Source organism: Allobosea sp. FW305-C-101 (assembly GCF_058783685.1).
Window position 1 is genome coordinate 100,691 of sequence record NZ_JBYSYT010000002.1, and the last position, 26,794, is coordinate 127,484.

Annotated in this window: 24 protein-coding genes; 13 read left to right on the plus strand and 11 right to left on the minus strand. The window is 67.8% G+C overall.

Annotated features, from left to right (window positions below):
- The first annotated feature begins 2 nt into the window (after positions 1-2).
- Positions 3-2,093 (plus strand): hypothetical protein, encoded by a 2,091-nt coding sequence (locus tag AC3WMA_RS07930; protein WP_492284860.1) that lies wholly within the window; start codon positions 3-5, stop codon positions 2,091-2,093.
- On the opposite strand, the gene AC3WMA_RS07935 is transcribed toward AC3WMA_RS07930, so the two are convergent.
- Positions 2,077-2,592, minus strand: a complete 516-nt coding sequence (locus AC3WMA_RS07935) for a GNAT family N-acetyltransferase (RefSeq protein WP_492284861.1) — start codon at positions 2,590-2,592, stop codon at positions 2,077-2,079. The two genes, AC3WMA_RS07930 and AC3WMA_RS07935, sit on opposite strands and share 17 nt — an antisense overlap.
- Positions 2,593-2,882: 290 nt before the next feature.
- Here AC3WMA_RS07935 and AC3WMA_RS07940 point away from each other — a divergent pair, with 290 nt between their 5' ends.
- Entirely contained in the window at positions 2,883-4,406 is a 1,524-nt protein-coding gene (locus AC3WMA_RS07940) for an argininosuccinate lyase (RefSeq protein WP_492284862.1), read from the plus strand.
- A gap of 17 nt (positions 4,407-4,423) precedes the next feature.
- Here AC3WMA_RS07940 and AC3WMA_RS07945 read toward each other — a convergent pair whose 3' ends face one another.
- The gene (locus tag AC3WMA_RS07945; protein WP_492284863.1) at positions 4,424-4,936 is read right to left on the minus strand and encodes an NUDIX domain-containing protein; all 513 of its coding nucleotides are present in this window, start codon (positions 4,934-4,936) and stop codon (positions 4,424-4,426) included.
- Positions 4,937-5,268: 332 nt separating this feature from the next.
- Between AC3WMA_RS07945 and AC3WMA_RS07950 the strand changes: the two genes are divergently transcribed.
- Positions 5,269-6,162: a metallophosphoesterase family protein gene (locus AC3WMA_RS07950; protein ID WP_492284864.1), complete on the plus strand. Its 894-nt coding sequence runs from the start codon at positions 5,269-5,271 to the stop codon at positions 6,160-6,162.
- A gap of 83 nt (positions 6,163-6,245) precedes the next feature.
- The gene (locus AC3WMA_RS07955) at positions 6,246-6,881 is read left to right on the plus strand and encodes a hypothetical protein (protein ID WP_492284865.1); all 636 of its coding nucleotides are present in this window, start codon (positions 6,246-6,248) and stop codon (positions 6,879-6,881) included.
- Positions 6,882-6,892: 11 nt separating this feature from the next.
- Here AC3WMA_RS07955 and AC3WMA_RS07960 read toward each other — a convergent pair whose 3' ends face one another.
- Both AC3WMA_RS07960 and AC3WMA_RS07965 read right to left on the minus strand, forming a co-directional pair.
- Complete coding sequence (locus tag AC3WMA_RS07960) at positions 6,893-7,639, minus strand: glucose 1-dehydrogenase (protein ID WP_133562802.1); 747 nt, start codon at positions 7,637-7,639, stop codon at positions 6,893-6,895.
- A 104-nt stretch (positions 7,640-7,743) separates the two neighbouring features.
- Entirely contained in the window at positions 7,744-9,552 is a 1,809-nt protein-coding gene (locus AC3WMA_RS07965) for an ABC-F family ATP-binding cassette domain-containing protein (protein WP_492284866.1), read from the minus strand.
- A 308-nt stretch (positions 9,553-9,860) separates the two neighbouring features.
- Here AC3WMA_RS07965 and AC3WMA_RS07970 point away from each other — a divergent pair, with 308 nt between their 5' ends.
- The gene (locus AC3WMA_RS07970) at positions 9,861-10,199 is read left to right on the plus strand and encodes a hypothetical protein (RefSeq protein WP_492284867.1); all 339 of its coding nucleotides are present in this window, start codon (positions 9,861-9,863) and stop codon (positions 10,197-10,199) included.
- 12 nt (positions 10,200-10,211) lie between these two features.
- Here the strand turns inward: AC3WMA_RS07970 and AC3WMA_RS07975 are convergent, their stop codons facing one another.
- The 4 genes from AC3WMA_RS07975 to AC3WMA_RS07990 all read right to left on the minus strand — a co-directional run bounded on the left by AC3WMA_RS07975 (position 10,212) and on the right by AC3WMA_RS07990 (position 14,241).
- On the minus strand, positions 10,212-11,258 hold the full coding sequence (locus tag AC3WMA_RS07975; protein WP_492284868.1) for an acyltransferase family protein: 1,047 nt from the start codon (positions 11,256-11,258) through the stop codon (positions 10,212-10,214).
- 31 nt (positions 11,259-11,289) lie between these two features.
- Positions 11,290-12,312, minus strand: coding sequence for a glucokinase (locus tag AC3WMA_RS07980; RefSeq protein ID WP_492284869.1), 1,023 nt, complete (start codon positions 12,310-12,312; stop codon positions 11,290-11,292).
- Complete coding sequence (gene otnI, locus AC3WMA_RS07985; protein WP_492284870.1) at positions 12,294-13,073, minus strand: 2-oxo-tetronate isomerase; 780 nt, start codon at positions 13,071-13,073, stop codon at positions 12,294-12,296. Before otnI ends, AC3WMA_RS07980 begins: the two co-directional genes overlap by 19 nt.
- 199 nt (positions 13,074-13,272) lie before the next feature.
- Positions 13,273-14,241 (minus strand): hypothetical protein, encoded by a 969-nt coding sequence (locus tag AC3WMA_RS07990; protein ID WP_492284871.1) that lies wholly within the window; start codon positions 14,239-14,241, stop codon positions 13,273-13,275.
- A 177-nt stretch (positions 14,242-14,418) separates the two neighbouring features.
- Between AC3WMA_RS07990 and AC3WMA_RS07995 the strand changes: the two genes are divergently transcribed.
- Positions 14,419-14,811, plus strand: a complete 393-nt coding sequence (locus AC3WMA_RS07995) for a hypothetical protein (protein ID WP_492284872.1) — start codon at positions 14,419-14,421, stop codon at positions 14,809-14,811.
- Positions 14,812-14,820: 9 nt separating this feature from the next.
- Here AC3WMA_RS07995 and AC3WMA_RS08000 read toward each other — a convergent pair whose 3' ends face one another.
- Together AC3WMA_RS08000 and mdoH are read right to left on the minus strand one after the other, a co-directional pair.
- Positions 14,821-15,579 carry an FkbM family methyltransferase gene (locus AC3WMA_RS08000; protein WP_492284873.1) on the minus strand — a complete coding sequence of 253 codons (759 nt, stop codon included), beginning with the start codon at positions 15,577-15,579 and terminating at the stop codon, positions 14,821-14,823.
- Positions 15,576-17,390: a glucans biosynthesis glucosyltransferase MdoH gene (gene mdoH, locus AC3WMA_RS08005; protein ID WP_492284874.1), complete on the minus strand. Its 1,815-nt coding sequence runs from the start codon at positions 17,388-17,390 to the stop codon at positions 15,576-15,578. Before mdoH ends, AC3WMA_RS08000 begins: the two co-directional genes overlap by 4 nt.
- Before the next feature lie 270 nt (positions 17,391-17,660).
- Between mdoH and AC3WMA_RS08010 the strand changes: the two genes are divergently transcribed.
- The 4 genes from AC3WMA_RS08010 to AC3WMA_RS08025 are packed head-to-tail and all read left to right on the plus strand — an operon-like array spanning position 17,661 to position 20,802.
- The gene (locus AC3WMA_RS08010; protein ID WP_492284875.1) at positions 17,661-18,464 is read left to right on the plus strand and encodes a zinc-dependent alcohol dehydrogenase; all 804 of its coding nucleotides are present in this window, start codon (positions 17,661-17,663) and stop codon (positions 18,462-18,464) included.
- A 36-nt stretch (positions 18,465-18,500) separates the two neighbouring features.
- On the plus strand, positions 18,501-18,902 hold the full coding sequence (locus AC3WMA_RS08015; RefSeq protein ID WP_492284876.1) for a 6-pyruvoyl trahydropterin synthase family protein: 402 nt from the start codon (positions 18,501-18,503) through the stop codon (positions 18,900-18,902).
- Positions 18,899-19,963: a glycosyltransferase family 4 protein gene (locus AC3WMA_RS08020; RefSeq protein WP_492284877.1), complete on the plus strand. Its 1,065-nt coding sequence runs from the start codon at positions 18,899-18,901 to the stop codon at positions 19,961-19,963. Before AC3WMA_RS08015 ends, AC3WMA_RS08020 begins: the two co-directional genes overlap by 4 nt.
- Positions 19,963-20,802, plus strand: a complete 840-nt coding sequence (locus AC3WMA_RS08025; RefSeq protein WP_492284878.1) for an SAM-dependent methyltransferase — start codon at positions 19,963-19,965, stop codon at positions 20,800-20,802. Before AC3WMA_RS08020 ends, AC3WMA_RS08025 begins: the two co-directional genes overlap by 1 nt.
- 7 nt (positions 20,803-20,809) lie before the next feature.
- Here the strand turns inward: AC3WMA_RS08025 and AC3WMA_RS08030 are convergent, their stop codons facing one another.
- Positions 20,810-21,373: a cytochrome b gene (locus AC3WMA_RS08030; protein WP_492284879.1), complete on the minus strand. Its 564-nt coding sequence runs from the start codon at positions 21,371-21,373 to the stop codon at positions 20,810-20,812.
- A 258-nt stretch (positions 21,374-21,631) separates the two neighbouring features.
- On the opposite strand from AC3WMA_RS08030, the gene ribA reads away from it, so the two are divergent.
- The 3 genes from ribA to AC3WMA_RS08045 all read left to right on the plus strand — a co-directional run bounded on the left by ribA (position 21,632) and on the right by AC3WMA_RS08045 (position 26,785).
- Positions 21,632-22,759 carry a GTP cyclohydrolase II RibA gene (ribA, locus tag AC3WMA_RS08035; protein ID WP_492284880.1) on the plus strand — a complete coding sequence of 376 codons (1,128 nt, stop codon included), beginning with the start codon at positions 21,632-21,634 and terminating at the stop codon, positions 22,757-22,759.
- Positions 22,760-22,790: 31 nt separating this feature from the next.
- Positions 22,791-25,154 (plus strand): glycosyltransferase family protein, encoded by a 2,364-nt coding sequence (locus tag AC3WMA_RS08040; protein ID WP_492284881.1) that lies wholly within the window; start codon positions 22,791-22,793, stop codon positions 25,152-25,154.
- A gap of 101 nt (positions 25,155-25,255) precedes the next feature.
- Entirely contained in the window at positions 25,256-26,785 is a 1,530-nt protein-coding gene (locus AC3WMA_RS08045) for an MFS transporter (protein WP_492284882.1), read from the plus strand.
- Positions 26,786-26,794 lie beyond the last annotated feature (9 nt).

Below are 26,794 nucleotides of genomic sequence, written 5' to 3' on the forward strand. Positions count from 1 at the left end.
CCATGTGGAGCGTCTCCCTCGCCCCGATGGTGCCCCTGCCGCTGCTCATCGGCCTCGCCGTGCTCGCGGCTTTGGCAGCCGGTGCGGCCATCGTGCTCGCCGGCCGCAGCGCCATCCTGCGCGCGCTCGCGCTCGTCGTGCTGACGGCGGCGCTGGCCGATCCCTCGCTCGTCTTCGAGGATCGCGAGCCGGTCAAGGACGTCGTCTCCGTCGTGGTCGACCGCTCGGCCTCGAACCGCCTTGCCGACCGCGCGGCCCAGACCGATGCAGCCGTCGCCGAGATCGAGCGGCAATTGCGCGGTATCCCCAATGTCGAGCCACGGATCGTCGAGCTGCGCGACGCGCAAGGGACCAATGATGGCACCCGCCTGTTCGAGGCCCTGTCGTCGAGCCTTGCCGATGTCCCTTCCGAGCGCGTCGCCGGCGCCATCGCCATCACCGACGGTCTCGCCCATGACGCGCCGGCCACGGCCGAGGCGCTCGGCCTGCGCGCGCCGCTGCATGTCCTGACCACTGGCCGCAATGCCGAGATCGACCGGCGCATCGTGCTGGTCGATTCGCCGCGCTTCGGCATCGTCGGCAAGGACCAGATCATTCGGCTCCGCGTCGTCGACAAGGGCGGCCCCGGCCGCGCCGGCCTGACCATCCGCCGCGACGGCGAGATCATCGCCCGCCGCGAGGTCGCGACCGGCCAGACCGTGCAGGTCCCGGTCCGCATCGACCGTGGCGGACCGAACGTCGTCGAGATCGAGGCTCAAGCGATCGACAACGAACTGACGCTGGCGAACAACCGCGCCGTCATCACCATCGAGGGCGTGCGCGACAAGCTTCGCGTGCTGCTGGTCTCCGGCGAGCCGCATCCGGGCGAGCGCACCTGGCGCAACCTGCTCAAGGCCGACGCCAATGTCGATCTCGTGCATTTCACCATCCTGCGCCCGCCGGAGAAGCAGGACGGCACGCCGATCAACGAGCTTTCGCTGATCGCCTTCCCGACACGCGAGCTGTTTCAGGTCAAGATCAAGGAATTCGACCTGATCATCTTCGACCGCTACGCTAACCAGTCGATCCTGCCGCTGCTCTATTTCGAGAACATCGTGCGCTATGTCCGCGACGGCGGCGCGCTGCTCGTCGCGGCAGGGCCGGAATATGCGGGCTCGCAGACGCTGGCGCGCACGCCGCTCGGCCAGATCCTGCCCGCCCTGCCCGATGGCAGCGTCATCGACGAGGCCTATCGGGCCACGGTCAGCGAGCCCGGCAAGCGCCACCCCGTCACCCGCGACCTGCCGGGCTCGGAAGTCTCGCCGCCGCGCTGGGGCGAATGGCTGCGCATGGTCGGCGCCCAGGCGCGGGCCGGCGGCGCCCCCGTCATGACCGGCCCCGGCGACCGCCCGCTCTTGATGCTGGCGCGCGAGCAGAAGGGCCGCGTCGCGCTTTTCCTCTCCGACCATGCCTGGCTCTGGGCCCGCGGCTTCCGCGACGGCGGCCCCTATCTCGACCTGCTGCGCCGCCTCAGCCACTGGCTGATGAAGGAGCCCGAGCTTGAGGAGGAGGCGTTGCGCGCGACCGTCCGCGGCGCCACCGTCGAGGTCGAGCGCCAGACGCTGCGCGACAATCCCGGCCCCATCACCATCACCGGCCCCGATGGCCAGTCGCGCACGGTCACGCTGGAACCCGGCCGCCCCGGCCTGTTCACCGCCCGCATCCCGACCAGCGATCTCGGCCTCTACCGTCTGACCTCCGACAATCTCACCGCCTTCGCCAGCGTCGGCCCGGAGAACCCGCGCGAGCTGATGGAGGTGGTCAGCGATCCCGGCGCACTCCAGCAATTGGCGCAGGCGACCGGCGGCTCCTCGCGCCGCATCGGCCGCGAGAGCGGCTCGGCCGTCAACATACCGCGCATCGTGCCGGTGCGCTCGGGCAGCCAGTTCGCCGGCAATGACTGGATCGGCCTGAGGATCAGCGATTCCGGCATCGTCCGCGGCGTGCGCATCTCGCCGCTCTTCATCGGATTGCTCGGCCTGACCGTGCTGTTCGGCGCGCTCGTCGCCGGCTGGCTCGGCGAGAGCGGCAGGCGCCTCAGGCGTCAGAGCTGAAGCGCATCGAGGTCACCGCCCCACTGCGCTGCTTCAGCACGCCCGCGACCAGCTCCAGCGCCAGGAAGCGCGCCGGATCGGCTGGGCCCGGCAGGACGAGCTGGCCGGGCGGCAGCACCTTGAAGCCGAAGCGGGCGTAATAGGGCGCGTCGCCGATCAGCAGGATCAGGTCGTGCCCGGTCTCGCGCGCGGCCTCGATCGAGCGGTTCATCAGCGCAGCACCGATACCCCGGCCCTCGAAGGCGGGGTCGACGGTCAGCGGGCCCAGCATCAACGCCTTGTGCCCGCCGGCCAGCACCGCCGTCACCTTCACCGAGCCGACGAGGAAGGTGCCGACATGGGCGGCGAAGGACAGGGCGTGGTCGGGCGGCACACCCTCGCGCAGGCGGAAGGCCGTGCGGGCGAAGCGGCCGGGGCCGAAGGCGCGCTCATGCAGGCGCTCGATCGCGGCGGCGTCCACGGGGAGTTCGTGGCGGATGGTCAGAGGCAGGGATGTCATGATGATCGACGTGTAGCGCGGGAGGCGGATCGGCTGAGCGAGGGCAGGCGCGTGCGGGCGCATGACCGGAAGGGCGCATTCAGCGCGCCGGTCGTCGCAGGTCTCGCAGGCTCAGCCGGATCATCATGACAGCGCCTCTAGCAGAGCATCCGAGCGGCGTCCATCGATCTTGTGTCGATCCTTTGCAGAGACTTGCCGGCCTCGCCGGATTGGTCTCAACTCCGGTCTCCAGCGGGGGAACAGATCACGGAAGCCGAAGGCGCTCTCGCCTGTCGGAGCGGAGGAAACCGATGCCCGGATTGAAGCCACTCGCCCCTGCCCTGCTTCTGGCAGCCCTCTGCCTGCCCGCTTTCGCGCAGCAACCGACCCCACCGAAGGAGCCCGTCCGGGACGAGTTCTTCTGGCTCGGCGAGATCAACAAGGCGAGCACGGTTATCAATGCCGAGCAGGGCCTGCTCGACCGGGCGCTGGCGCCGAAACTGGCGCAGGGCATCGCCAAGGTTATCGAGGCCGGCAACCAGCCCGGCGCGAGGCGGCCTTCGACCGTCATCACCTTCGAGCCGCTGATGATCAAGGAAGCCGGGGTCGAGGTCACGCTCATCCATGCCGGCCGTTCCAGCCAGGACATGCACGCGACCTACAGGGCTGCGATCATGCGCGACCGGCTCCTGACGCTCGCCGGTGAGCTCAACCGCGCGACACGGACCATGGTCGAGCTCGCCGCGGCCCATCGCGACACGATCGTGCCCAACTACACCAACGGCGTCGCCGCCCAGCCCAACAGCTACGGCCATTACCTGCTCGGCCTCGTCGCCGGGCTCGATCGCGACGCGCAGCGCATCCGCGAGACCTATGCTCGCGTCGATCGCTCGCCGATGGGCACGACCGTGCTCAACGGCACGAGCTGGCCGCTCGATCGCCAGCGCATGGCGGATTATCTCGGCTTCGCCGGCCTCGTCGAGAACGCCTATGACGCCTCGCAGATTGCGGCTGCCGACCTGCCCGTGGAGGTCGGCGGCATCGTCACCGGCATCGCCCTGCATGTCGGTGGCTTCATCGAGGACGTGATGACGCAATACGCGCAGTCGCGGCCCTGGATCATCCTGCGTGAGGGCGGCGGCAACACCTATGTCTCCAGTGCCATGCCGCAGAAGCGCAATCCGGGCCTGCTGAACGGCACACGCGAGGACGCCTCGACCGCGCTCTCGCTGGCGATGGGGCCGGTGTTCCGGGCGCATAACATCCCGCCCGGCATGCCCGACGCCAAGGACGCCAGGACCAACAGCGCCATGACCGACAGCGCGACCAAGGCTCTGCAGGGCCTCGACCGCATCCTGAAGGCACTCGCCATCGACCCCGAACGCGCGCTTGAAGAGCTCAACAGCGACTGGACGGCGTCGCAGGAGCTCGCCGATGTCCTGATGCGGAAATACAAATTGCCCTTCCGCGCCGGCCACCATTTCGCGTCGGAGGTTGTGGACTACGCCAAGCTCAACAACATCAAGCCGACCGATTTTCCCTATGCGCAGGCGCAGGCGATCTACCGCAAAGCGGCGCCGGAGATGGGGCTCGCCGCAGCCGATCTGCCGATGAGCGAGGCCGAGTTCCGCTCGACGCTGGATCCCCTGGCGATCATCAGGAACCGCGCCACCTCGGGCGGCCCGCAGCCGGCCGAGATGGACCGGATGCTGGCGGAGGCCAGGCAGCGCCTCGACCGGCAAGATACCTGGGTCAAGGAGCAGCGCGGGAAGATAGCGGCGGGGCTTGCCAAGCTCGACGCCGATTTCGGCACATTGGCGAAAAGCGCGAACTGAACGCGGGCCAGCCGCCCTCACCAATCCGTCGCAGGCGGCTGCCCGGAGACAACCTCCGCAAGCCGCCGCCGCGTGGCCGGCGTCGTCCCCTCCGGCAGGTGGTCCAGCGGAAAGAAGCCGGCTTCGGCGATCTCGCGATCGGGCTGTTTCGCATGCGCGATCGAAAACGAGTGGACGACGAAGAGCGCGACATGATCGCGCCGCGAGATGCGTCGGTTCAGGAAGAGGCCATGCAGACTGGGGCGCTGATCGAGGACAACGCCGGCCTCCTCCGACAGCTCCCGCTCCAGCGCCTCCAGCATCGTCTCGCCGACCTCGACGCCGCCGCCTGGCAGATACCAGCCGGGAATATAGGTATGGCGTACCAGACAGACCTCGCCGCGCTCGTTCAACACGACGGCGCGCACGCCGAAGGTCATGCCTCGCGCGAAGCGGAAATAGATATGCAACAGCCGGCTGAGCAGGCGTTGCCCAAGCGAGCGCGGCTTCTCCAGATCGATCTCGGCTGGTGGGGGCGTCGCTGATTGCATCCGATCGAGTCTCAAGGGCGAGTTAATTGTCTATGCAAAAACCGCATGACGGACCGTCAAGTACATCAGTTGTTCTGCCACAAACGCGCCCCAAATGAGGCAGATATCGCTGCCCAATCACAGGACACCAGGACCATGCTGCTCTCTTTCATCATCGCTCGCTTCAAGGCCAAGCCGGCCTATGTCTGGAAGCCCGCCGTCACCATGACCGATTCCCGCATCGTGTCGGAACTGACCGGCGCCGCCAACTAAGGTCTTCGGACCCTTCCGCAGTCCAGGCGCGCCATCGGCGCGCTTGACTGACGGCCTCCTGCGGGGGCAAGCGCTAGAGCGTGTTCAAGCTCGCGCATCTGTCCGACCCGCATCTCGGCCCGCTCGCCGGGTTTTCGTTGCATCAGCTCTTTGGCAAGCGCGCGACCGGTTACGTCAACTGGCGTCGCAAGCGCAGGCACGCCCATGACATGGATATCCTGGCGCGCATCGTCGCCGATATCCACGCGCATGCGCCCGACCATGTCGCCTGTACCGGCGATGTCGCGCATATCGGCCTGCCCGACGAATTCAAGACCGCCATCGCCTTCCTCGACGAGCTCGGCCCGCGCGAGAAGGTCAGCTTCGTGCCGGGCAATCACGATGCCTATGCGCGCTCGTCATTGAAGCCGCTGGCAGGCCTGCTCGCCCCCTGGATCGCCGATGACGAGGGCAAGGCCGGTTACCCCTGGTATCGCCGCCGCGGTCCGGTTGCCTTGATCGGCGTCAACAGCGGCGTGCCCACCTTGCCGCTGATGGCGACAGGTCGCGTCGGCAGCGAGCAGATCGCCCGGACCGAGGCGCTGCTGGACCGCGCCCGCGACGAAGGCTTGATCCGCGTCGTGCTGATCCATCACCCGCCTTATACCGGCGGCGCCAAGCGCGGCCGCGAGCTGGTCGATGCCGCCGCTTTCGAGGCCATGCTGAAGCGCAAGGGCGCCGATCTCGTCCTGCACGGCCATAATCACAGCTTCTCGCTGGCCTGGCGGCCGGGCCTGCGTCGCGACGTGCCGATCGTCGGCGTGCCCTCGGCCTCGATCGGCCCGCGCGGCCATGGCGAGCTCGGCACCTGGCACCTGTTCCGCATCGAGGGCGACGCGGCCCAGCCGCGGATCACGCTGGAGCAGCGCGGCTTCGAGCTGGACGGCACCGTCATCCTCCGCCAGGAGATCGCGCTGCACACAAAACCCGTCTGACGCGATGCCGCGTGGTTTCCGAAGCGCCGTTTACCGGTCTTTCACGGGCTGCGCTTAGGATTCCCTTGCGGAAGGAATGCGCCATGTTCGCTGGGACGCTCGGCAGAAGCCAGTTCTTCGTCAGATCCTGCCTGGTCGGCATCACCGAAGCCGTCCTGCTCACCATCTGCGTCGCCCTGCAGTACGAGGCGTTCCTCGGCCCTCCCGGAGAAGGGCGACACCGGCTTGCGGCGACCACCTTCCTCGTCAGCGCCTTCTTCGGCTTCAAGCGCATCGGCTACGCCATCCGCCGCAATCGCGATGCCGGCGGCGGCGATATCTTCCCCGGCCTCTATGCCATCGGCATCTGCACGGCGCTCGTCCTGCAGACCCAGGCGCTGATCGTGCGGACGAATGACAGCCCGTTCAACAGCACGACATATGCCGGGATTCTCGCCTTCATCCTGATCGGCATGTGGCTCTACCTGCTGTTCGCAGCCTCCGCTCCAGGCGCCACAGCCGCGAGCAGCACGTTTTCCTCAGGCTTCGGTCGCGCCAGCGAGGACGACACGGCCGCCGCCCCCTCCCATCTCTCGCTCGCCATGGAACAGGCGATCGCCGGCACCAAGCCGATTCCGGCGGCCCCAGTGCCGCCCCGGCCGCAAGGCTTCCTCGGATCGGTCCGGCGGCCCCCGCCGCCGCCCCAGCGCACCCAGTTCGGCCGGCGCGGCGTCAAGTAATCCGTCTGCGATCAGACGCAGCGTCCGCCGTCGACGGCCAGCACCGAGCCCGTCACCATGTCGGCCTCGTCCGAGCACAGGAACAGCGCTGCATTGGCGATATCCTGCGGCGTCGAGAACCGGCCCCACGGGATCGAGGCGGTGAACTGCGCGCGGCGCTCCGGCGTGTCCTCGCCCATGAAAGTGGCGAGCAGCGGCGTCTCACCCGCGACCGGCGCGATCGCGTTGACGCGGATCTTGTCCGGCGCGAGCTCCACCGCCATCGACTGCGAGATCAGATTCGCGGCCCCCTTCGAGCCATTGTACCAGGTCAGGCCCGGACGCGGGCGCACGCCGGCCGTCGAGCCGATGTTCAGGATCACGCCGCCGCCATGCTGCCGGAAATGCGGCACTGTCGCGCGCGCCATCAGATAGATCGACTTCACGTTCACCGCGAAGATCCGGTCGAACTCCTCCTCGGTCACCTCGGTCATCGGCTTGTTGCGATGGGTGGTGCCGGCATTGTTCACGACGATGTCGAGCCGCCCGACCTTGGCGAGAATCTTCTCGACCGCCTTGTCGACGCTCTTGGCCTTGCCGACATCGCAGGTCACGGCGAAGGCCTTGCGGCCGATCGCCTTGGCGGCTTCCTTGGCCTTGTCGCCATTGATGTCCAGCACCGCGACGCGCGCGCCCTCGCGCACGAAGGTCTCGGCGATGCCGAAGCCGAACCCTTGCGCTGCGCCGGTCACCAGCGCGGTCTTGCCCTTCAGTCTCATGGTCGCTCCTCGTGCTCTGCGATTGCGCGATGTTTGAAACGATTGAGCGCCCCGGTAAATGCGCTTTCGTGCGCAGGCCGATACGGAAATCGAATGGCGGGACCTTAGGCCCCGATCTCCTCGCGCAGCATCTCCAGCTCCAGCCAGCGCTCCTCGGCCTCGCCGATCTCGCGCGCGACCTCCTCCAGCCGCGCCGTCGCCTTGGCGAAGAGCTTCGGATCGCGCGTGTAGAGATCGCCGGCGACCGCCGTGTTGAGCTTCGCGGCCTCGGCCTGCAAGGCGTCGATCTTCTTCGGCAGCGTCTCCAGCGCATGCTTCTCGTTGAAGGAGAGCTTGCGCTTGGAGGCGGATGCGGCCGGCACCGACGCTGCAGCCTTGGGCGCAGCGGGCGCCGCCTTCTCGACAGGCCGTGCCTTCGCCCCGACACCGCGGCCGCGCTGCGCCAGCATGTCGGAATAGCCGCCGGCGAACTCCGTCCAAACGCCATCGCCATCCGAGATCAGCACGGAGGAGACGACGCGGTCGATGAAGTCACGGTCGTGACTGACCAGCAGGACGGTGCCCTGATAATCGGCGAGCAGCTCCTGCAGCAGGTCGAGCGTCTCGAGGTCGAGATCGTTGGTCGGCTCGTCCAGCACCAGCAGGTTCGAGGGCTTGGCCAGCGCCCGCGCCAGCATCAGCCGCCCGCGCTCGCCGCCGGAGAGCGCGCCGACCGGCGTGCCACGCTGGATCGGCTGGAACAGGAAGTCCTTCATATAGGAGATCACATGGCGCGGCTGGCCGCCCACCATGACCTGGTCCGAGCCGCCGCCGGTCAGGACGTCGCCGAGCGGCGTTTCCGGATCGAGGCTTTCGCGACGCTGGTCGAGCGTCACCATTTCCAGCGCCGTGCCGAGTTTCACCTTGCCGGAATCGGGCTTGAGTGCCCCGGTCAGCAGGTTGATCAGCGTGGTCTTGCCGGCGCCGTTCGGCCCGACGATGCCTATCCGGTCGCCGCGCGCGACGCGCAGCGACAGGTTCTTGACGATGGTGTTGTCGCCATAGGCCTTGGCGACATCGATCGCCTCGATGACGAGCTTGCCGGAGGCCTGCGCCTCGCTCGCCTCCAGCCGGACATTGCCCTGCGCCGCGCGGGCCGTGCGGCGCTGGTCGCGCAAGGCATGCAGCTCGCCGAGCCGGCGCTGGTTGCGGGTGCGCCGGGCGCTGACGCCATAGCGCAGCCAATCCTCCTCGCGGGCGATCTTGCGGTCGAGCTTGTGGCGATCAAGCTCCTCCTGCGCCAGGACCTCGTCGCGCCAGGCCTCGAACTCGCCGAAGCCTCTCTCGGCTCGCCGCGTCACGCCGCGATCGAGCCAGATCGTCGCGCGCGAGAGTGACGTCAGGAAGCGTCGATCGTGGCTGATCAGCACCATGGCCGAGCGCAGCGACTTCAATTCCTGCTCCAGCCATTCGATGACGGGCAGGTCGAGATGGTTGGTCGGCTCGTCCAGCAGCAGGATATCCGGCTCCGGCGCCAGGACCCGCGCCAGCGCCGTGCGGCGCGATTCGCCGCCGGACATCGTGGCGGGATCTTCTTCACCGGTCAGGCCGAGTTCCGTGATGAGATATTGCGCGCGATAAGCGTCGTCACCCGGCCCGAGCCCCGCCTCGACATAGGCGAGTGAGGTCTTGTAGCCGGTGAAATCCGGCTCCTGCGGCAGATAGCGAATGGTCGAGCCCGGCTGGACGAAGCGCTCGGCATGATCCGGCTCGACGAGCCCCGCCGCGATCTTGAGCAGCGTCGACTTGCCCGAGCCGTTGCGGCCGACGAGGCAGACGCGCTCGCCGGCCGAGACCGCGATCTCGGCGGCTTCGAGCAAGGGCTGTCCGCCGAAGGTGAGCGCGACGTCGCGCAGATGCAGCAAGGGGGCCATGATCCGTCCTGTGTTCGGCCTGCGGGATAGACCGCCACCGCTCCGCTGTCACGCCCGGAGGGAACCACCTTTGTCATTCCGGGGCTTCGCGCAGCGAAGAACCCGGAACTCACGACCGGGTGAGCCGGCGGCAACGAGGTGGATCATGTTTCACCCAGTCGTGGGTTCCGGGTTCACGCCCTTGGCGTGCCCCGGAATGACAAGCGTGTAGCTCAAAGCCATGCGGTCGCGTGCGATGGCACAGCCCTTGCCAGCCTCGTTCCGCCCCTTATCGTGATCGGGATCGAGCCCTGATGAGTCCAAGAGCGATGCCCAGCGAACGCCCGATCGGGATCGGTCATAACGGCGGCCCGCCGCTGAAGGAGCGCAAGCGCCGCGCTGCCACGGGCTCCGGCCAGATCGGCCGCTATTTCGACTGGCGCTTCGCCCATCGCAAGGCCTGGAAGAAGCCCCGCGAGATCGCGCTCAGGCGCGAGGAGAAGGCCTCGGCGCTCGGCCTGACCTATGAGGAATACTCGCTGGAGATCATGGAACGCGGCTATTTCCCGCAGCCCGAGCATGTCGAGACGATCAAGTCGAAGCGGGCCCAGCGCCGCAAGGATGGCGGCGTCGTCGGCCAGTCGCTCAAGGGGATGAAGCTGAGCTAAGGCCTCGCCGTTTCAGCTTCCAAGCCAGCGCCGGGCCAGGCGTGTCGCCGGCTTCTCGAAGAAGCGGTAGAGCAGCAGCGCCGCGATCACGGAACCGACGAGCGCCAGCGCGATATAGAGCGCCGGCGAATGCAGCCCGAGCCGCAGCACGACCTCACGCATCCCGCGGATCACGAAGGGATGGACGAGATAGAGCGCATAGGAGGCATCTCCCACCGCAGCCAGAGCCTTCACAGGCGGAAGCGGCACGATGCCCTCGCGGCCGCAGCCGGCGGCGAGCATCAGCAGGACAGCCGCACCTCCTCGCCACAACACGCTGCTCCAGGGTCCGTCAGTGCCCGGAACATGGGCAGCGGCGACCAATAGGGCGGCACCAGCCATCGCGACGGCAATCCGCAACGCCCCGTGCAGGCGCAAGCCCTTCTGCCGAAGGACTGCAATCCCCATCCCCGCCGCGAATTCGAGCACGATCGGCTGGCCCCAGAAACCGAAGGGCAGCGCCAGCGGCCCGCTCAGGCTCTCGGCCGCGACCAGCAACGCCAAAACGAGCGTGATCGCAGGCAAGGTCCAGCGCCGCGGCAACATCAGCCCGGCGGCGAACAGGACGTAGAACAGCATCTCGTAATTGAGCGTCCAACCCAGCGAATAGACCGGCTGGATGAAGCCTTGGGTCGAGATCACCGGCCAGAACAGGTATGAGCCGAGAACCTGCTGGAGGTTTGGCACGCCCGAATTGAGCACGGCCGGGACCGCGAACCCGACCAGCAGGAACAGTGTCGTCATCGCCCAGTAGAGCGGCACGATCCGCGCCAGCCGCCGCTTCAGGAACAAGCTGGAGGCGCCGTCCCGGCCGAACAGGTCCTGCGAGGCATGGACCATGATGAAGCCGGATACGACGAAGAAGATGTCGACGCCGGCCATCCAGGGCAGGAGATCGCTGCGCGTGAAGCCCAGGCCCGCGCGGGCGGCGACGACGGCCGCATCCGGCTGGACATGGTGGATCGCGACCATGAAGGCCGCGAGCGCGCGCAGGACCTGGATCGAATGGATGGGCTGCACGCGGACCTATGCGACGTGGTGAGAAGGCCGCTCAGCCAAACCACAGCCGCTTGGGATCGTCGAGCCCGAAGCGATGCAGATTGGCGGCGATCGCAGCCAGCCCCTGCTCGGCCGCGTCCGTCGCGGTGATGACATGCAGCGCGAAACGCTCCGCCAGTTCCTCCATCGGCGGCTTGCCGGCGAAGGCCGTGCGAATCGCCGTCTTGTCCGCGAGCGGCAGCAGATGCGGCGCGATGCCGCCTGCGATGTAGACGCCGCCCGTCGCCTTGAAGACGAGCGCGAGATCGCCGGCAACGCGCCCCAGCAGGCGCCAGAAGCAGACGACGGCCATCAGCGCCGCCGGATCGCCGTCATGGGCGAGACGGGAGACATCGGCAGCGCTGACCTCCGCCTCCAGCATGCCGGAGGTCCGGGCCACGGCCTTGTGCAGGCGCACCAGCCCGTCGCCGCTCAGGAGATGCTCGACGGTGAGGCGTGGAATCCCCTCGCTCAACGCCGGCCAGATCTTCTGCTCGGTCTGGTCCTCCGGGCCGATGCCGATATGGCCGGATTCGGTGGGGATCAGCATGCCGCGCTCCCCCCGCATCAGCAGGGCCGCCGCGCCGAAGCCGGTCCCCGGCCCCAGCACCAGCTTGACGCCTTCAGGCTCGGGATCGCCCTCGACCAATGTCGAGAGATCACCCGGCTTCAGCACGGCGAGCGAGGCCGAAAGCGCTTCGAAATCATTGACCATCAATCCCTGGGTGAGGCCGAGCGCACCCGCGATCCGCGGCCCATCGAGATGCCAGACCGCATTGGTCAACTGCGCCTGCCGGCCATCGAGCGGGCCGGCCACCGCGAGCACGGCGGATCGGGGCTTCTCCGGCAGCTCGGCGAGCACGGATGCAAAGGCGGCTTCAGCCGTCGGATGGCTCCCGGTCCCGATCCGTGCCAGCGGCCGATGCGCGCAGTCGGCATCGCTTACCAGCGACAGGCGGCAATTGGTGCCGCCGATATCGGCGACCAGCACCGGATAGGAGATCGAGGGCGGGCGCATCAGAGCGGCTTCCGCCACGGCGCGAACCAGCCGAGGCCTTCAAGGGTGCTGGCCTCCGGACGGTACTCGCAGCCGACGAAGCCGTCATAGCCGAGGCCGTCGAGCTCGTTGAACAGCGTCGGATAGTCCGGCCCCGAGGCATCGGGCTCATGCCGGCCGTTGGCGCGGGCGATCTGGACATGGCCGACGAGCGGATAGAGCGCCTTCAGTCGTGCCGAGACGTCGCCATGGATCAATTCGCAATGATACATGTCGAATTGCAGCCGGACATTCGGCCGGCCGGATTCGCGAACATAAGCCGCCGCCTGATCGAAATCGTTGAGGAAATAGCCCGGCATGTCCTTGCCGTTGATCGGCTCCAGCAGGAGGTCGATGCCCTGCTCGCCAAGCTTGTCGGCGGCATAGGCGAGCGAGGCCCGATAGGTCTTCTGCGCGACGGGGTCGTTGGGGTCGGCCAGGCCCGCCATCATGTGCAGGCGCTTGACGCCGGTCTCGTGCAAATAGGACAGCGCGGTGTTGACCGAGGCCCTGAATTCGTCCTCGCGGCCCGCCAGCGAGGCGATACCGCGCTCGCCCTTGGCGAAATCGCCGGGCGGCAGATTGTAGAGCGCCTGCGTCAGATTGCCGCCCGCCAGAGCGAGCCCGACCTGTTCGGGCGTATGCTCATAGGGAAAGAGGAACTCCACCGCCTCGAACCCCGCCTCGGCGGCCGCCTTGAAGCGATCGAGGAATTCCCATTCGGTGAACATCATCGACAAGTTGGCGGCAAAACGCGGCATGGGTCTCTCTGCAGGCTGGGCGGTATCGGTCGCCGCAGGCTAAACCGATGCGCCCGCCGCGTCATGGCCAAACGCGACAGAAAGGCAATGCGTTCCGCTACGGAGAGCATCCGCGTCATGCTCGGGCTTGACCCGAGCATCTCGGAAACCAGTGCCCCCGTTCATGAGATTCTCGGGTCAAGCCCGAGAATGACGGCACTCAGGGCTTCGACGGCGGGTTGGGATCGGTCGAGAAGCGGCGGAACACCATGTCGGGCGAAGACGTGTTGTGGCGCGAATGCGTCGTACGCCCCATCCAGATATCGGTCGCCTTGCCGCCGGGATAGGACATCAGCGCCTCCTCGCGCCAACCCTTGGCGCCGGGCTCGCGAAGCGCGATGCGCGCGACGTCGTTGTTGAACTCGGTGACATACATCGAGCGCAGCGCCAGGAAGCCCTTGCCGCCGGTCACCGGCTTGTCGAGCACCGCATCGAGCACCATCCGGTTCTCGTCGACGCTGTCGAGCTTGAGGCTGCCGGACGAGCCGTCCTTGAAGTTCAGCTTGAAGGTCAGCGTCTTCGGATCGAACTCGATCTCCTTGATGTTCACGACCGGGCGTCCTTCCTGCTCGATCGGCCCGAACAGGAAGGAGGAGCCATAGGAGGAGAAGCCGAGATGCTCCGGAGGCAGCGGCCGGGCGCGCCAGTTGCCGTCCTGCGGATAGACGACGAGCACCTCGTGGGACTTGTCCTTGCCGAGCTTCCAGAGCTGGACAAGATGCAGGCCCTTCTCGACGCGGTCGCCGACGCGGAAGGTCGCCTCGGCCGGGCGCCAGAAGCTCGGGAAGGTGTAGCCGACCAGCCAGTAATCGATCGATTCGTAGAAGGTGACGCGGCGCGGCGGCGTCGGCGGCGCGAAGGACGGATCGCCCTTCATGTCGCAATTCGTCCAGTCGGCATCCCAGTTGTCGCGCACGAGCCCGGCGACATAGGCGGGATGCGCCGCCTCGATCTGGAAGCGCCGGACTTCCGGCGAGACCGCCTTGATCGTGACGTTGTCCTTCTCGGCGCAGAGCACCGGTTCGGATTCGTTCTTCACCTCGACGGCGACGTCCCCTGCAGCCCGCGCGACCGTCAGCGAAGCAAGGAGAGCGAGCGAAACCGCGAGCGGACGAAGCAGACGAGTCATGGTGATCCCTGATGATGAGGTCCGGACAGCGTGATCGCAGTGAGATGAACCGCGGCTGACCGGCTTGTGGCGAAACGGCGGCAGCCGCGACAACGAGCCAGCTTCCGGCAGTCGGCGCAGCACTGCTACGAACCAAAGGCGCAGAAGTTCCCATCTCCGCAACCGACGGAGCGATCGATGCAGCCGCTGCTTTTGGGTGCCGGGGTGGTGATGGCGTTGACCGCGCTGGTCCATTCGGTCGTCGGCGAGATCCTGATCTTCCGGCAACTGCGCAGGGGCGGCATCGTTCCGACCGAAGGCGGCCCGCTGCTCCGGGAACGCCATGTCAGAATCCTCTGGGCGAGCTGGCACCTCGTCAGCATCCTCGGCTGGGCGCTCGCCGCGATCCTGATCGCGATGGCGCAGGCGCCGGCCACGCCTCTGCCGAACGCATGGCTGTTGAAGGTCGCGATCGCGGCGTCGCTGGCAGGTTCGGCGCTGGTGCTGTTCGCGACGCGCGGGCGCCACCCCGGCTGGTTCAGCCTGCTGGTCGCCGCGATCCTGGCCTGGCTCGGCGGCAGCAGCTTCTGAAGCCGCGGTTCAGCCCGTCAGGATGGCGTAGACATCGCCGGAATTGGCCTCATGCGGCAGGCTGCGCAGGTAATCGCCCATCGCCTCGGCACTCGCCGGCTCCGCGAGCTCGAGCATCTGGCTCTCTCCGATCGCGACATTGAAGCGATAGGGTCCGAGCGTCTCCAGCAGGACGAGGCAGGCCTCGGCGACATCGCGCTGGATCGTCGTGAACTCGAAGGAGATTACCGGCACCGCCTTGGTCAGCCCGGCCAGCACATGCGCCTCGAAACCCTCGACATCGATCTTGAGCAGCTTCGGCAGGCCGTAGCGCTGGATCAACCGGTCGAGCGTCGTGCAGGGCACGGTGATCTCATGATCCCAGACCTGCCCCTCCCAGCCCCCTGCACCCGCAGCGGCGCCGATGAAGGCGGCCGAGGCGGTCGAAACGGTGGGGTTGTCGCTGTTGATCCGGAGCGCGATCGAGCCCTCATGGTCGCCGCAGGCGGCCTCCACCAGCGTCACCAGCGGATCGCGCCGGTGGATCAGGCGGATGACACGGGCAGGGCCAGGCTGCGGCTCCAGCGCGACGACACGCGCGCCAAGCCTGCGGAAGGAGGAGATGCGGTCACCGACATGGGCGCCGATATCGAAAGCGAGATCGCCCGGCGCCAGGAACGCTCCGTAGAGCCGGTCCATCGCCGCATTGCGCTCCTTGTCGCCGTGATAGATGCGCAGCGAGCGCGACAGCGCTTTCACCGTGCCCTTGGGATAGGTGACGGCGTTCATGCCGCTTGCCCTTCGCGGATCGCGGCAAGCACCGGCGGCAGGTCGAAATCCTCGGGGATGCCGCAGAGCCCGCGCCGCGCCAGCCAGGCACCGCAAGCCGGCGCGGCCGTCAGCATGGCGAAGGGGATCGCCAGCACATAGCCCGCGGTCAGCGGCAGCGACCAGATCAGCACGGCCGGCGCCATGATGCCCAGCGTGACGAAGAGATAGGCGCCGAACAGCAGATGCGGCCACAGCCCTGCTAAAGCGGTGGCGAAGGACAGCGCGCGGGCGTCGCGCGCCTGCCCGTTCCAGCCGATTCTCACGCGCCCGAAGGCGAGCCCGATCATGAACAGCGTCGTGCGGAAGCTCGAGACCGCACCCTGCAGGAAGGCGAAGACGAGCTCGATCGCCGCCGATACGAGGAACCGCACCTTGCCGCCATAGCGTGCGACGCCGCCCCGCGTCAGCAGGATGTCGGCAAAGCCGGCAAGCTTCGGCGAGAGATACATCGCGAGGAACAGCAGATAGAGCGCGGCGGCCAGCATGACCGGGTAATCGGCGATCGCGCGATCCTCGAAAACCTTGAGCGGCAGCAGCGCGATCATCAGCGTCCAGGCCGGCAGGCCGAGGAACATCAGGATCGCCCAGACCAGCTGGAAGCGGCTCATCGGCTTGAGGCCGGGGAGGTCGAGGAGCTTGAGATATTGCAGGTTGCCGAGACACCAGCGCAGGTCGCGCGTGGCGAAGTCGAGCATGGTCGGCGGGTTCTCCTCCCAGCTTCCGCCCTCGACCGGCAGCACGCGCACCTCATAGCCGGCGCGGCGCATCAGGGTCGCCTCGACCTGATCATGGCTCATCACCGCGCCGCCCAGGGGCGGCCCACCCAGCAGCACCGGCAAATGGCAATGGTCGCGGAACGGCGCGATCCGCACCAGCGCGTTATGCCCCCAGAACGGCCCGCAATCGCCGCCCCACCAGGCCGAGCCCATGGTATAGGGGCGCATGCCGTGGCGCATGCCGAACTGGAAGATGCGTGCGAAGGCCGAACGGCTGGGCATGCCGACCACGAGACTCTGCAGGATTCCGAGCTTCGGATGGGCCTGCATCATTCGGGCCATCCCGAGGATCGTCTCGCCCGCCATGACGCTGTCGGCATCGAGCGGCAGCATCAATTCGTAGAGCTCGCCCCAGCGCTCGCAGAAATCGCGGAGATTGCCGGCCTTGAACCCGGCATTGTCGCTGCGACGGCGATAGGTCAATCGCGTCGTGTCGCCGAGTTCGCGTGCCCAGGCCTCGGCTAGCCTTTCCTCGGCTTCGGCAACCGTGGAATCGTTGGTGTCCGACAGCACGAAATAATCGAACCAGGCGCCCTCGCCTGTCGCATCGAGGCTGTCCTTGACGACCTTGAGCCGCCGGAAGGCGCGCGCCGGATCCTCGTTGCGCAAGGTCATCAGGACGGCGGTGCGCAGGGTGAGCCGCGTCGCCTCTTCGCCCTCCGCGGCAAAGGGCGCGACCTCGGCGAGCCCGTCCGCCTTGCCGTGCAAAAGCCAGAGCCCGATCGCGGCATTCCAGAAGCCGAGCACGGTCCAGGGCGCGCCGAACAGGAAGGCGACGAAGATCGCGACATCCGCGACGCTCCAGCCGCCGGCCGCGAGCACGCGAGCAAGCCCGGCGAGCAGCAGGGCCAGCGTGACGAGATTCAGGACAAGGACGAGGAACCGCCGGCGGCGCAGCGCCGTTTCCGCCTGCAGCCCGGCCGGGGTCAGACCGTTCGGCCCGGCCTCTTGCGCCGCCCGCCGGAACGTGGTCGGAGCGGAACGCTGGTTCATGGCGGTCTCTGTCATGGTAGGCAGACAGGCTCGGACGGACGGGATCGGACGCGAATGGCGCGGGAGCTAAAGCCTGCAACACCGATTGACGCAAGGACCAAGGCTCTTGCGCTTTGGTATACAGCCTCCCGTGAATGCAACCTGAACGAGGTCACCCTGCCCGCGCTTGGGCCGGAGGACTGCCTGCTGACGACACTCTGGAGCGGCGTCAGCCGTGGTACCGAGCGGCTGGTCTGCGAGGGCCGCGTCCCCTGTTCCGAGCACGAGCGCATGCGCGCGCCCTTTCAGGAAGGCGACTTCCCGTTCCCCGTCAAATACGGCTATTGCGCCGTCGGCCGCGTCGATGCCGGCCCGCCGGACATGCTCGGCCGCGTCGCCTTCTGCCTGCATCCGCACCAGGACCGCTTCGTCGCCCCGCGCGACAGCCTCGTCCTCGTGCCCGATGCGGTGCCGGCCCGCCGCGCCATCCTCGCCGCCAATATGGAGACCGCTCTCAACGCTCATTGGGATGCCGGCTCCGGCCCCGCTGACAGGATCGTGATCGTGGGCGGCGGCGTGCTGGGCCTGCTCGTCGCCTGGCTGGCGGCCCGGTTGCCGGGAGCCGAGGTCACGCTCGTCGATGTCGAGCCTGGCCGGGCCGCGCTCGCCGCTGCACTGGGCTTCCGCTTCGCGCTTCCCGACGCCGCGCCACGCGATGCCGATCTCGTGTTCCACGCCAGCGCAACGGCGGCGGGTCTCGAAACCGCTATCGCGGCCGCGGGCACCGAGGCGCGGATCGTAGAGCTCAGCTGGTACGGCGATGGCGCCGTGCCCGCCGCCCTCGGCGGCGCCTTCCATGCCCGCCGGCTTCAACTCGTCTCCTCGCAAGTCGGCCTGGTCTCGGCTTCACGCCGCCCCCGCTGGGATTATGCCCGCCGTTCGAAGGCCGCCATGGCCTTGCTCGCCGACGACAGGCTCGATGCGCTGATCACCGACGAGATCGCCTTCCGCGAATTGCCGCAGCGCCTGCCCGGCCTGCTCGCACCGGGCGCCGCTGGCCTGACCGCCGCGATTTGCTATGAAACGCAGCCCTGACCGGGCCGCATAACCAACCCATCTCCGGGAGATCGCATGTTTTCCGTCGAAGTCCGCGACCGCATCATGATCGGCCATTCCCTGCCCGATCCCTTCTTCGGTCCGGCGCAGAACATGCACGGCGCCACCTTCGTGGTCGATGTCGCCTTCTTTCGCGAGGCGCTGAACCGGCAGAACGTCGTCGTCGATATCGGCGCCGCGCTCGACACCCTTGCCGAGACGCTGAAGCCACTGAAGTACCAGAACCTCGACGCCCTCCCGCAATTCGCGGGCGTGCTGACCACCACCGAATTCCTCTGCAAGCACATCTTCGACGCCATGGCTCAGGCCGCGAAATCCGGCGCGCTCGGCGCCGACGGTGCGGGGCTGAACAGGATTCGCGTCACGCTGCACGAGACCGACCTCGCCCGCGCCAGCTACGAGGGCGCGCTGGCGTGAGCGGCATCGTCTTCGCCATCCCCGGCGACATCGATGCGCCCACCGGCGGCTACGGCTACGACCGGCGCCTCCTTAGCGAATGGCGCGAGGCGGGCATCAAGGCCCGCCATTTCGCGCTGCCCGGCTCGTTTCCGTTTCCGACTGAGGCCGACCTCGCGGTGACCGAGCAATTGCTCGCAGCGACCGCACCCGACGACATCCTGCTCGTCGATGGCCTCGCCTATGGCGCCTTCCCGGAGAAGCTTGCCGCCCGATTTGCGAACCGGCTTGTCGCACTGGTTCACCATCCATTGGCACTGGAGACCGGACACAGTCTGGCAGTAGCCGAGGCGCTGCGTCACGGCGAAACGCTGGCGCTGCGTCATGCGCGCGCCGTCGCGACCTCCAGCCCCGCGACGAAGCTGACCCTGGCCGCGGAATTCGACGTCCCCGCCGGCAAGATCGCGGTCGCGATCCCCGGCACGGACCCGGCACCGCGCGCGAAGGGCTCCGGCCGCGGCGAGGCGCTGCACATCCTCGCCGTCGGCTCGCTGATCCCCCGCAAGGGTTACAGCGTCCTCATCGCGGCGCTGACGGCCATCGCGGACCGCCCCTGGACCCTGACCATCGCCGGCACGCCCGATCACGCCCCCGCGACGGCAACGGAACTGCGCGACGGCATCGCGCGCGCCGGACTGGCGGAACGGATCTTGCTGACCGGAGGTATCGGGGCCGACAGGCTCGCGCAACTCTATAACGAAGCGGATCTTTTCGTGATGTCATCGCTCTATGAGGGTTACGGCATGGTGCTGACCGAGGCCCTGGCGCGCGGCCTGCCGATCGTCACCACGCTGAGCGGTGCCGGCGCCGAGGCCCTGCCTGATGCCGCAGCACTCAAGGTCCCGGCCGGCGACGCTGCGGCACTTGCCAAGGCACTCGCAAGACTGATTGATGCGCCGGCAGAGCGTCGGCAGCGTGCCGATGCCGCGTGGGCCGCAGCCAGCGATTTGACGCGTTGGAGCGAGACCGCGCGCATCGTGGCGCAGGCCTGCGGGCGCGGCGACGGCCGAAAGGTGGGGTAATGGCTGGTTTCTCTCCGGAATGGCTCGCCTTGCGCGAGCCCGCAGATCACGCCGCGCGCAATCCGCAGGTGCTCGCGGCGGTCGGCAGCTATTTCGCCGACAAGGCCTCGCTCTCCGTCCTCGATCTCGGCTGCGGCGCCGGCTCCAACCTGCGCGCCAGCTACACCGCCCTTCCCGACCGCCAGCACTGGACGCTGGTCGACCACGATGCCGATCTCCTCGTCTTCGCCCGCGAGCGCCTCACCGAGTGGGCCGACGAGGCGCGCGAGCAGGGCGAGGAACTCGTGCTCGCCAAGGACGGCAAGACGCTCACGGTCGACACCCGCAAGATCGACCTGAACAAGGATCTCGAATGGGTGCTGGGCTGGCAGCCCGATCTTGTCACAGCCGCCGCCCTCTTCGACCTCGCCTCGAAGCGCTGGATCGAGCGCTTCGTCGCAGCGCTCGCCAGCCAGCACCTGCCGCTCTACGCCGTGCTCACCCATGACGGCCGCGAGACCTGGCTGCCGGAACATCCGGCTGATCCCGGCATCCATGCCGCCTTCGTCGACCATCAGCACCGCGACAAGGGCTTTGGCCCCGCCGCCGGCCCCGATGCCTGCGAAATCATGGCCGAAGCCTTCCGGAAGTCGGGCTTCGCCATCTCCAGCGGCGACAGCAACTGGCTGCTCGATGCGAAGCGCCGGCCCTTGCAGGAGGCGTTGGCGGAAGGCATTGCCACAGCGGTCGGCGAAACCGGCCGCCTCGACCCGAAAACGATCACAGATTGGCTCAAGGCGCGCTGCAAGGCAGAAACAGCCATGATCGGACATCAGGACCTCTGGGCCCGGCCGATCTAGCAACCCGCTATTTCAGCCACGGCAGCATGCGCCGCATCACGCCATCCTTGAGGATCAGGTAGTGGTGCAGCGCCGCGCCGATATGTATCAGCGCGAGCGCGCCGATCGCCAGCGCGAGCTTGCCGTGGATGTCGAGCACGCGCTTGGCTGCCTCCTCGTTGGGCTTGGCCAGTGCGGGCAGGTCGAACAGGTCGAAGATCGTCAGCGCCGGGAACAGCGAAACCCCGATCCAGCCGAGCAGCGGCACGACGAGCAGCAGGCCGTAGAGCAGCCAATGCACCAGATGCGAGGCCGCCTTCTGCCACCAGGCCAGCGTCGGCTCGTCCGGCGGCGCCCCGTGCAGCAGGCGATAGGCGAGCCGGCCGGCGGTCAGCCAGAGCAACAGGAAACCGACGAGCTTATGGGCGCTGTAGAGCCCGTTCGTAAGCCCATCCCAGATATTCAGGACATTGCCGCGATAGCTCATCGCGAGCCCGACGGGGATCATCGCGAAGACCGCGACCACCGTGATCCAGTGCAGCGTCCGGGCAAGCGGGCTGTAGGTACGGGTTGCCGGCATCTCGCCTTGCATCGGAAAGCCTCCTCACCTGCTGCCGGGGCGATATTCATCTCACGTTCAAGCGCATGCGCCCATAGGACGGCGACATGCTCCGGAAGTTCCCGTTTTCGCTTGCCGATGGACACCATCTGACGCGGTTTTGATCATGGAACCGGCGCCCCGTCCGCCACGTTGCTGGCAGAGCGCACTGCAAGGCCCTATATCGATACCCGATGGTGCCCTGGATGCCCCCTCGGCCGGTCGCGCCGGCCCAATCTGACGGACTTTTCGATGCCTGAGTCGCGTACGCTCTTCGGCCCATCCCTCCAGACGGATCTCGTGAAGGTCGAGCGGGCGATCGCCGAGTTTCGCGCCGCCCGCCCGGTCCTGCTCCGCGATGGCGAGCGGCTGGCGCTGGCCCTTTCCGCCGAACTCGCCGACGCCGAGCTGGCTCGCCGCTTCGATACGCTGGCGCAAGGCCGCGGCCATCTCGTGCTGAGCGCCGCGCGCCTGCGCCGCCTGGGTGCCAAGGGACGCCTGGAAACCGGCATTTTCGCATTGCCGACCATCGACACCGCGCGCATCGAGACGCTGGCGCTCAAGATCGACAGCCGCATGGATGCGCCGGTGGCCCCGGCCTCGGCGCTGGATGAGGCTGCGCTCGAACTGGCACGCCTCTCGCTGGTGCTGCCGGCCATCATTCTCGTGCCCGTAAGCGCTAAGGCCGTCGCTGACGAGCCGCTCGTCGAGGTCGAGATCGCGGCGGTGAATGGTTACCGCGCCGAGCAGGCGGCGACGCTGAAGATCGTCGGCCGCGCGCCGGTGCCGCTCGAAGGCGCGCCGGAGACCGAATTCGTCGTCTTCCGCGGCGGCGAGGGCCTGCGCGACCAGGTCGCGATCATCGTCGGCAAGCCCGATCTCGCGGCCGCCGTGCCGGTGCGCCTGCACTCCGCCTGCCTGACCGGCGATCTCTTCGGCTCGCTGAAATGCGATTGCGGCGACCAGCTGCGCGAGACGGTGCAGTGGATGGCCGAGAACGAGGGCGGTATCCTGCTCTATCTCGACCAGGAAGGCCGCGGCAACGGCATCTCCAACAAGATGCGCGCCTACAAGCTGCAGAGCCAGGGTTGGGACACCTATGACGCCGACGAGGTCCTCGGCTTCGATCTCGACCAGCGCCATTTCGACTTCGCCGCGACGATGCTGAAGCAGCTCGGCGTTTCCAGCGTCGTGGCGCTGACCAACAACCCGCAGAAGATCGGCGCGATCGAAGCGGCAGGTCTCGAGGTCGCGGCGACGCAGCGCGTCCTTGGTCGCCCGAACGCGCATAATGTCCGCTATCTCGCCTCCAAGCGTGATCGCGCCGGCCATTTCATCGACATGGACGCGCTGATGGCGCGCGCCGCCCCGACGGATTGACCGCGTTCCCGCTCGTGATCAGGCCAGGCTGATGCCCGCGCCCGACGACACCCTGCCCGACAGTCCCGGACGCTGGCCGCTCGCCAGCGTCTGCGCGGTCGTGTTCATCGCCTGGCTTGCCCTGTCATGGCCCTGGCTCTCGGGCACGCTGACCATACCTTGGGACGCCAAGGCGCATTTCCATCCGCAGCTCCAGTTCCTCGCCGATGCCTTCCACAAGGGCCTCTCGCCGTTCTGGACGCCCTATGTCTTCTCCGGCTCGCCGCAGGTCGCCGATCCGCAATCCCTGATCTTCTCGCCCTCCTTCGCCTTGATCGCCGCTCTGAATCCCGCTCCGGATTTCCGGTGGAGCGACGGCGCCCTGCTCGGCACCCTGCTGCTCGGCGCTCTGTCGATCGTCATGATCTTCCGCGATCGCGGCTGGCATCCGGCCGGCGCGGTGGTCGCAGCGCTCTCCTTCGCCTTCGGCGCGGCGGCCGCCTGGCGCATCCAGCATGTCGGGCAGGTGCTGAGCCTCGGCTATTTCGCGATCACGCTTTTCCTGCTCTCGCGGGCGCTGGAGCGCAGCTCGATCGCCTATGGCATCGCCGCCGGCATCGCCTCCGGCTTCATGGTGCTGGGACGCGATCAGGTCGCGCTTCTGGGCGTCTATGTCTTGGCCGGCCTGACCATCGCCGCCATCCTGATGGCGCAGAGCCCATGGCGCGCCTTCCGCACCAGCCTGCCGCCACTCATCGCTGGTACGCTCGGCGCCATCCTCGTCGCAACCGTCCCGATCCTGCTGACCGCCTTCATCGCGCAGGAATCGAACCGCCCCGTCATCGATTTCGTCGAGGCCGGCAAAGGCTCGCTCCACCCGGCTGCCCTGCTGACCGGGCTCTTCGCCAATCTCTACGGAGCAGCCGGCCCGCTCGCCGATTTCTGGGGCGCGCCAAGCCCGGCCTGGGAGGCGCGCTTCGGGCCGCTCAGCCTCTTCCTCGCCCGCAACATGAGCCAGCTCTATCTCGGCCTGCTGCCGATGGGACTGATCCTGACGGTCGGCCTCGTCCGCGGCGCGCTCTGGCGGCGCGAGATCGTCCCGCTCACCGTCGCCGCGATCATCGTCCTGCTCTTCGCGCTCGGCCGCTACACGCCGGCCTTCAGGGTGCTGTTCGAACTGCCCGGCATCAGCTTCTACCGTCGCCCGGCCGATGCGCTCTTCATCCTCGGCGCCCTGCTCGCTTTGCTCGGCGGCTACCTGACCCATCTCGTCATGACCGGCGCAGCCCCCAAGGCGCGGCCATGGCAGATCGCCCTCGAAGCACTGATCTTCGCGGGTGCGCTCGCCCTCGCGCTCTGGCTCGCCTGGACGGTCGGGCGCATCCCGGTCGCCACCATGCCGCTGATCATCGCGGCGCTCTGCGGCATGCTCTCGCTCGGCGGCCTCATCGCTGCGCGCGGACTATCGAGACGCGGTTCCGTCCTCGCAGCGACCATCGTGCTGGCGGCGACATTGACCATGGATCTCGCCGTCAACAATGGCCCGAGCGAATCCACCGCCCTGCCCGCACAGACCTATGACGTGCTCCGCAAGGACAGCAGCAACGACACCATTGCGCTGCTGAAGCGCGAAACGGCCCGCACCATGGCGCCAGACCGGCGCGACCGCATCGAGCTCGCGGCCATCGATTTCCACTGGCCGAATGCCAGCCTCGTCCACGACCTCGACAACACGCTGGGCTACAACCCGCTGCGCCTCGGCCTCTATAGCAAGGCGACCGGTGCGGGGGACCATGTCGCCCTGCCCGACCAGCGCGCCTTCTCCCCGCTGATGCCGGGCTATCGCTCGCTGCTCGCCGACATGCTGGGTCTGCGCTTCATCGCGACCGGCGTACCCGTCGAACAGATCGACAAGGGCCTGAAACCCGGCGACCTCAGGCAGATCGCCCGCACCAAGGACGCCTTCGTCTACGAGAACCCGCGCGCCCTGCCGCGCGTGCTGCTGGTCACCGAGGCGCGGAAGGCGGATTTCGACGCGATCCTCAAGACCGGCGCATGGCCCGAAGGTTTCGATCCACGCCGCACCGTCCTGCTCGACCGCGATCCCCCGCCCTTGCCCACCGGCCCGCTTGGAGCGAACAGCGTCGCGATCCGCGACTACGGCACCACGACAGTGACGCTGGCAGCCGAGACCGCGCGCGGCGGCTATCTCGTGCTCAACGATGTCTGGCACCATTGGTGGCAGGTCGAGATCGACGGCCAGCCCGCCGAATTGCTGCGCGCCAATGTCCTGTTCCGCGCCGTCGTCGTACCGCCCGGCAAGTCGACGGTGCGCTTCGTCTTCCGCCCGCTGCAAGGCCTCTGGCACGACATCGCCACGCATCTGCGCAAGCCTCCGGCAACGCAGCCCGGATAGCGGCAGGCTGCGACCGGAAGGCGAAAATCACCTCTCCTGCCAGTTTTGGCCGCGCTATCGTGGCAGAGAGCCCGCCTGACAACCAGACTTGCGAGACAACCATGACGGCGGCACCCGCTTCGATCCGGGGCGAGAAGGCGACGCGGCGCGAATGGCTCGGCCTGATCGCGATCGCGCTGCCCTGCATGATCTATTCGATGGATCTGACGGTGCTGAACCTCGCGGTGCCGACGCTGACGCGCGAATTGAAGCCCAGCGCCAGCCAGCTGCTCTGGATCATCGACATCTACGGCTTCATGGTCGCCGGCTTCCTGATGACCATGGGCACGCTGGGCGATCGCATCGGCCGTCGCCGCCTGCTGATGATCGGCGCCGCCTTCTTCGGCGTCGCCTCGACGGTGGCCGCCTTCTCGAACAGCGCGGAGATGCTGATCGCGATGCGCGCCGTGCTCGGCATCGCCGGCGCAACGCTCGCGCCCTCGACGCTCTCGCTGATCACCGTGATGTTCACCGACGAGAAGGAGCGCACCTTCGCCATCTCGATGTGGATCGCCAGCTTTTCGGCCGGCGCGATTATCGGCCCGGTCGTCGGCGGCTTCCTGATCGAATATTTCTGGTGGGGCTCGGTCTTCCTGATCGCCGTGCCGCCGATGCTGCTCCTGCTCGCGATCGGTCCCATCCTGCTGCCGGAGTACCGCGCCCCGAATGCCGGCAGCCTCGATGTCTTCAGCGCGCTGCTCTCACTCGCGGCCGTGCTGAGCCTCGTTTACGGCATCAAGCACTGGGCGGCCGAGGGCTTCGACTGGCTGGCCGCAGCGGCGATCCTCGTCGGGCTCGCCTTCGTCCTGATTTTCATCCGGCGCCAGAAGCGGCTCGCCGACCCGATGGTCGATCTCGCGATGTTCCGGATTCCCGCCTTCCGGGCGGCGCTCGCGATCAACCTCGCCGGCATCCTGTTCATGTTCGGCAGCTTCATCTTCATGGCGCAGTATTTCCAGCTCGTCGCCGGTTTGACGCCGCTGCAAGCCGGGCTCTGGTCGCTGCCTTCGGCTATCGCCTTCACGCTCGCCTCCTTCGTCACGCCCGCACTGGTCGGGCGCTACAAGCCGGCGACCTTGATGGCCGGCGGCATGGCGCTCTCGGCGATCGGCTTCACCTGGCTCGTCTTCGCACCGAGCCTGATCCAGATCGTCGCGGCCTCCGTCGTGTTCTCGATCGGCTTCACGCCGGTGATCACGCTGACGACCGGCATCGTCGTCGGCTCGGCCCCGCCCGAGCGCACCGGAGCGGCCTCGGCCATGTCGGAAACCTCGGCCGAACTCGGCGGCGCGCTCGGCATCGCCGTGCTCGGCAGCCTGGGCGCCGCGCTCTATCGCAACCGCATGGCGGATATCGCGGTGTCCGGCGTCAGTACGGACGCGCTCGCTCCGGCTCGCTCGACTTTGGGCGGTGCACTGGCGCTGGCCGCGGGGCTTTCGCCCGATCAGGCCGGCCCGATGCTGGCGCGGGCCAGCGAAGCCTTTATGGTCGGCTTCCGCGCGGCAGCGATCCTGTCGATCATCGGCATGCTGCTCTGCATCGTCATCACGCTGACGACCTTGCGCGACGCCCGCACGGGCGACGCGCACTGAACACGCGCC

What these genes read in the sequence shown, in the direction of transcription:
- AC3WMA_RS07930 (WP_492284860.1), top strand. Translation starts at nt 3, where the DNA reads ATGTGGAGCGTCTCCCTCGCCCCGATGGTGCCCCTGCCGCTGCTCATC.
- AC3WMA_RS07935 (WP_492284861.1), bottom strand. Translation starts at nt 2,592, where the DNA reads ATGACATCCCTGCCTCTGACCATCCGCCACGAACTCCCCGTGGACGCC.
- AC3WMA_RS07940 (WP_492284862.1), top strand. Translation starts at nt 2,883, where the DNA reads ATGCCCGGATTGAAGCCACTCGCCCCTGCCCTGCTTCTGGCAGCCCTC.
- AC3WMA_RS07945 (WP_492284863.1), bottom strand. Translation starts at nt 4,936, where the DNA reads ATGCAATCAGCGACGCCCCCACCAGCCGAGATCGATCTGGAGAAGCCG.
- AC3WMA_RS07955 (WP_492284865.1), top strand. Translation starts at nt 6,246, where the DNA reads ATGTTCGCTGGGACGCTCGGCAGAAGCCAGTTCTTCGTCAGATCCTGC.
- AC3WMA_RS07960 (WP_133562802.1), bottom strand. Translation starts at nt 7,639, where the DNA reads ATGAGACTGAAGGGCAAGACCGCGCTGGTGACCGGCGCAGCGCAAGGG.
- AC3WMA_RS07965 (WP_492284866.1), bottom strand. Translation starts at nt 9,552, where the DNA reads ATGGCCCCCTTGCTGCATCTGCGCGACGTCGCGCTCACCTTCGGCGGA.
- AC3WMA_RS07970 (WP_492284867.1), top strand. Translation starts at nt 9,861, where the DNA reads ATGCCCAGCGAACGCCCGATCGGGATCGGTCATAACGGCGGCCCGCCG.
- otnI (WP_492284870.1), bottom strand. Translation starts at nt 13,073, where the DNA reads ATGCCGCGTTTTGCCGCCAACTTGTCGATGATGTTCACCGAATGGGAA.
- AC3WMA_RS07990 (WP_492284871.1), bottom strand. Translation starts at nt 14,241, where the DNA reads ATGACTCGTCTGCTTCGTCCGCTCGCGGTTTCGCTCGCTCTCCTTGCT.
- AC3WMA_RS07995 (WP_492284872.1), top strand. Translation starts at nt 14,419, where the DNA reads ATGCAGCCGCTGCTTTTGGGTGCCGGGGTGGTGATGGCGTTGACCGCG.
- AC3WMA_RS08000 (WP_492284873.1), bottom strand. Translation starts at nt 15,579, where the DNA reads ATGAACGCCGTCACCTATCCCAAGGGCACGGTGAAAGCGCTGTCGCGC.
- mdoH (WP_492284874.1), bottom strand. Translation starts at nt 17,390, where the DNA reads ATGAACCAGCGTTCCGCTCCGACCACGTTCCGGCGGGCGGCGCAAGAG.
- AC3WMA_RS08010 (WP_492284875.1), top strand. Translation starts at nt 17,661, where the DNA reads ATGCGCGCGCCCTTTCAGGAAGGCGACTTCCCGTTCCCCGTCAAATAC.
- AC3WMA_RS08015 (WP_492284876.1), top strand. Translation starts at nt 18,501, where the DNA reads ATGTTTTCCGTCGAAGTCCGCGACCGCATCATGATCGGCCATTCCCTG.
- AC3WMA_RS08025 (WP_492284878.1), top strand. Translation starts at nt 19,963, where the DNA reads ATGGCTGGTTTCTCTCCGGAATGGCTCGCCTTGCGCGAGCCCGCAGAT.
- AC3WMA_RS08030 (WP_492284879.1), bottom strand. Translation starts at nt 21,373, where the DNA reads ATGCAAGGCGAGATGCCGGCAACCCGTACCTACAGCCCGCTTGCCCGG.
- ribA (WP_492284880.1), top strand. Translation starts at nt 21,632, where the DNA reads ATGCCTGAGTCGCGTACGCTCTTCGGCCCATCCCTCCAGACGGATCTC.
- AC3WMA_RS08040 (WP_492284881.1), top strand. Translation starts at nt 22,791, where the DNA reads ATGCCCGCGCCCGACGACACCCTGCCCGACAGTCCCGGACGCTGGCCG.
- AC3WMA_RS08045 (WP_492284882.1), top strand. Translation starts at nt 25,256, where the DNA reads ATGACGGCGGCACCCGCTTCGATCCGGGGCGAGAAGGCGACGCGGCGC.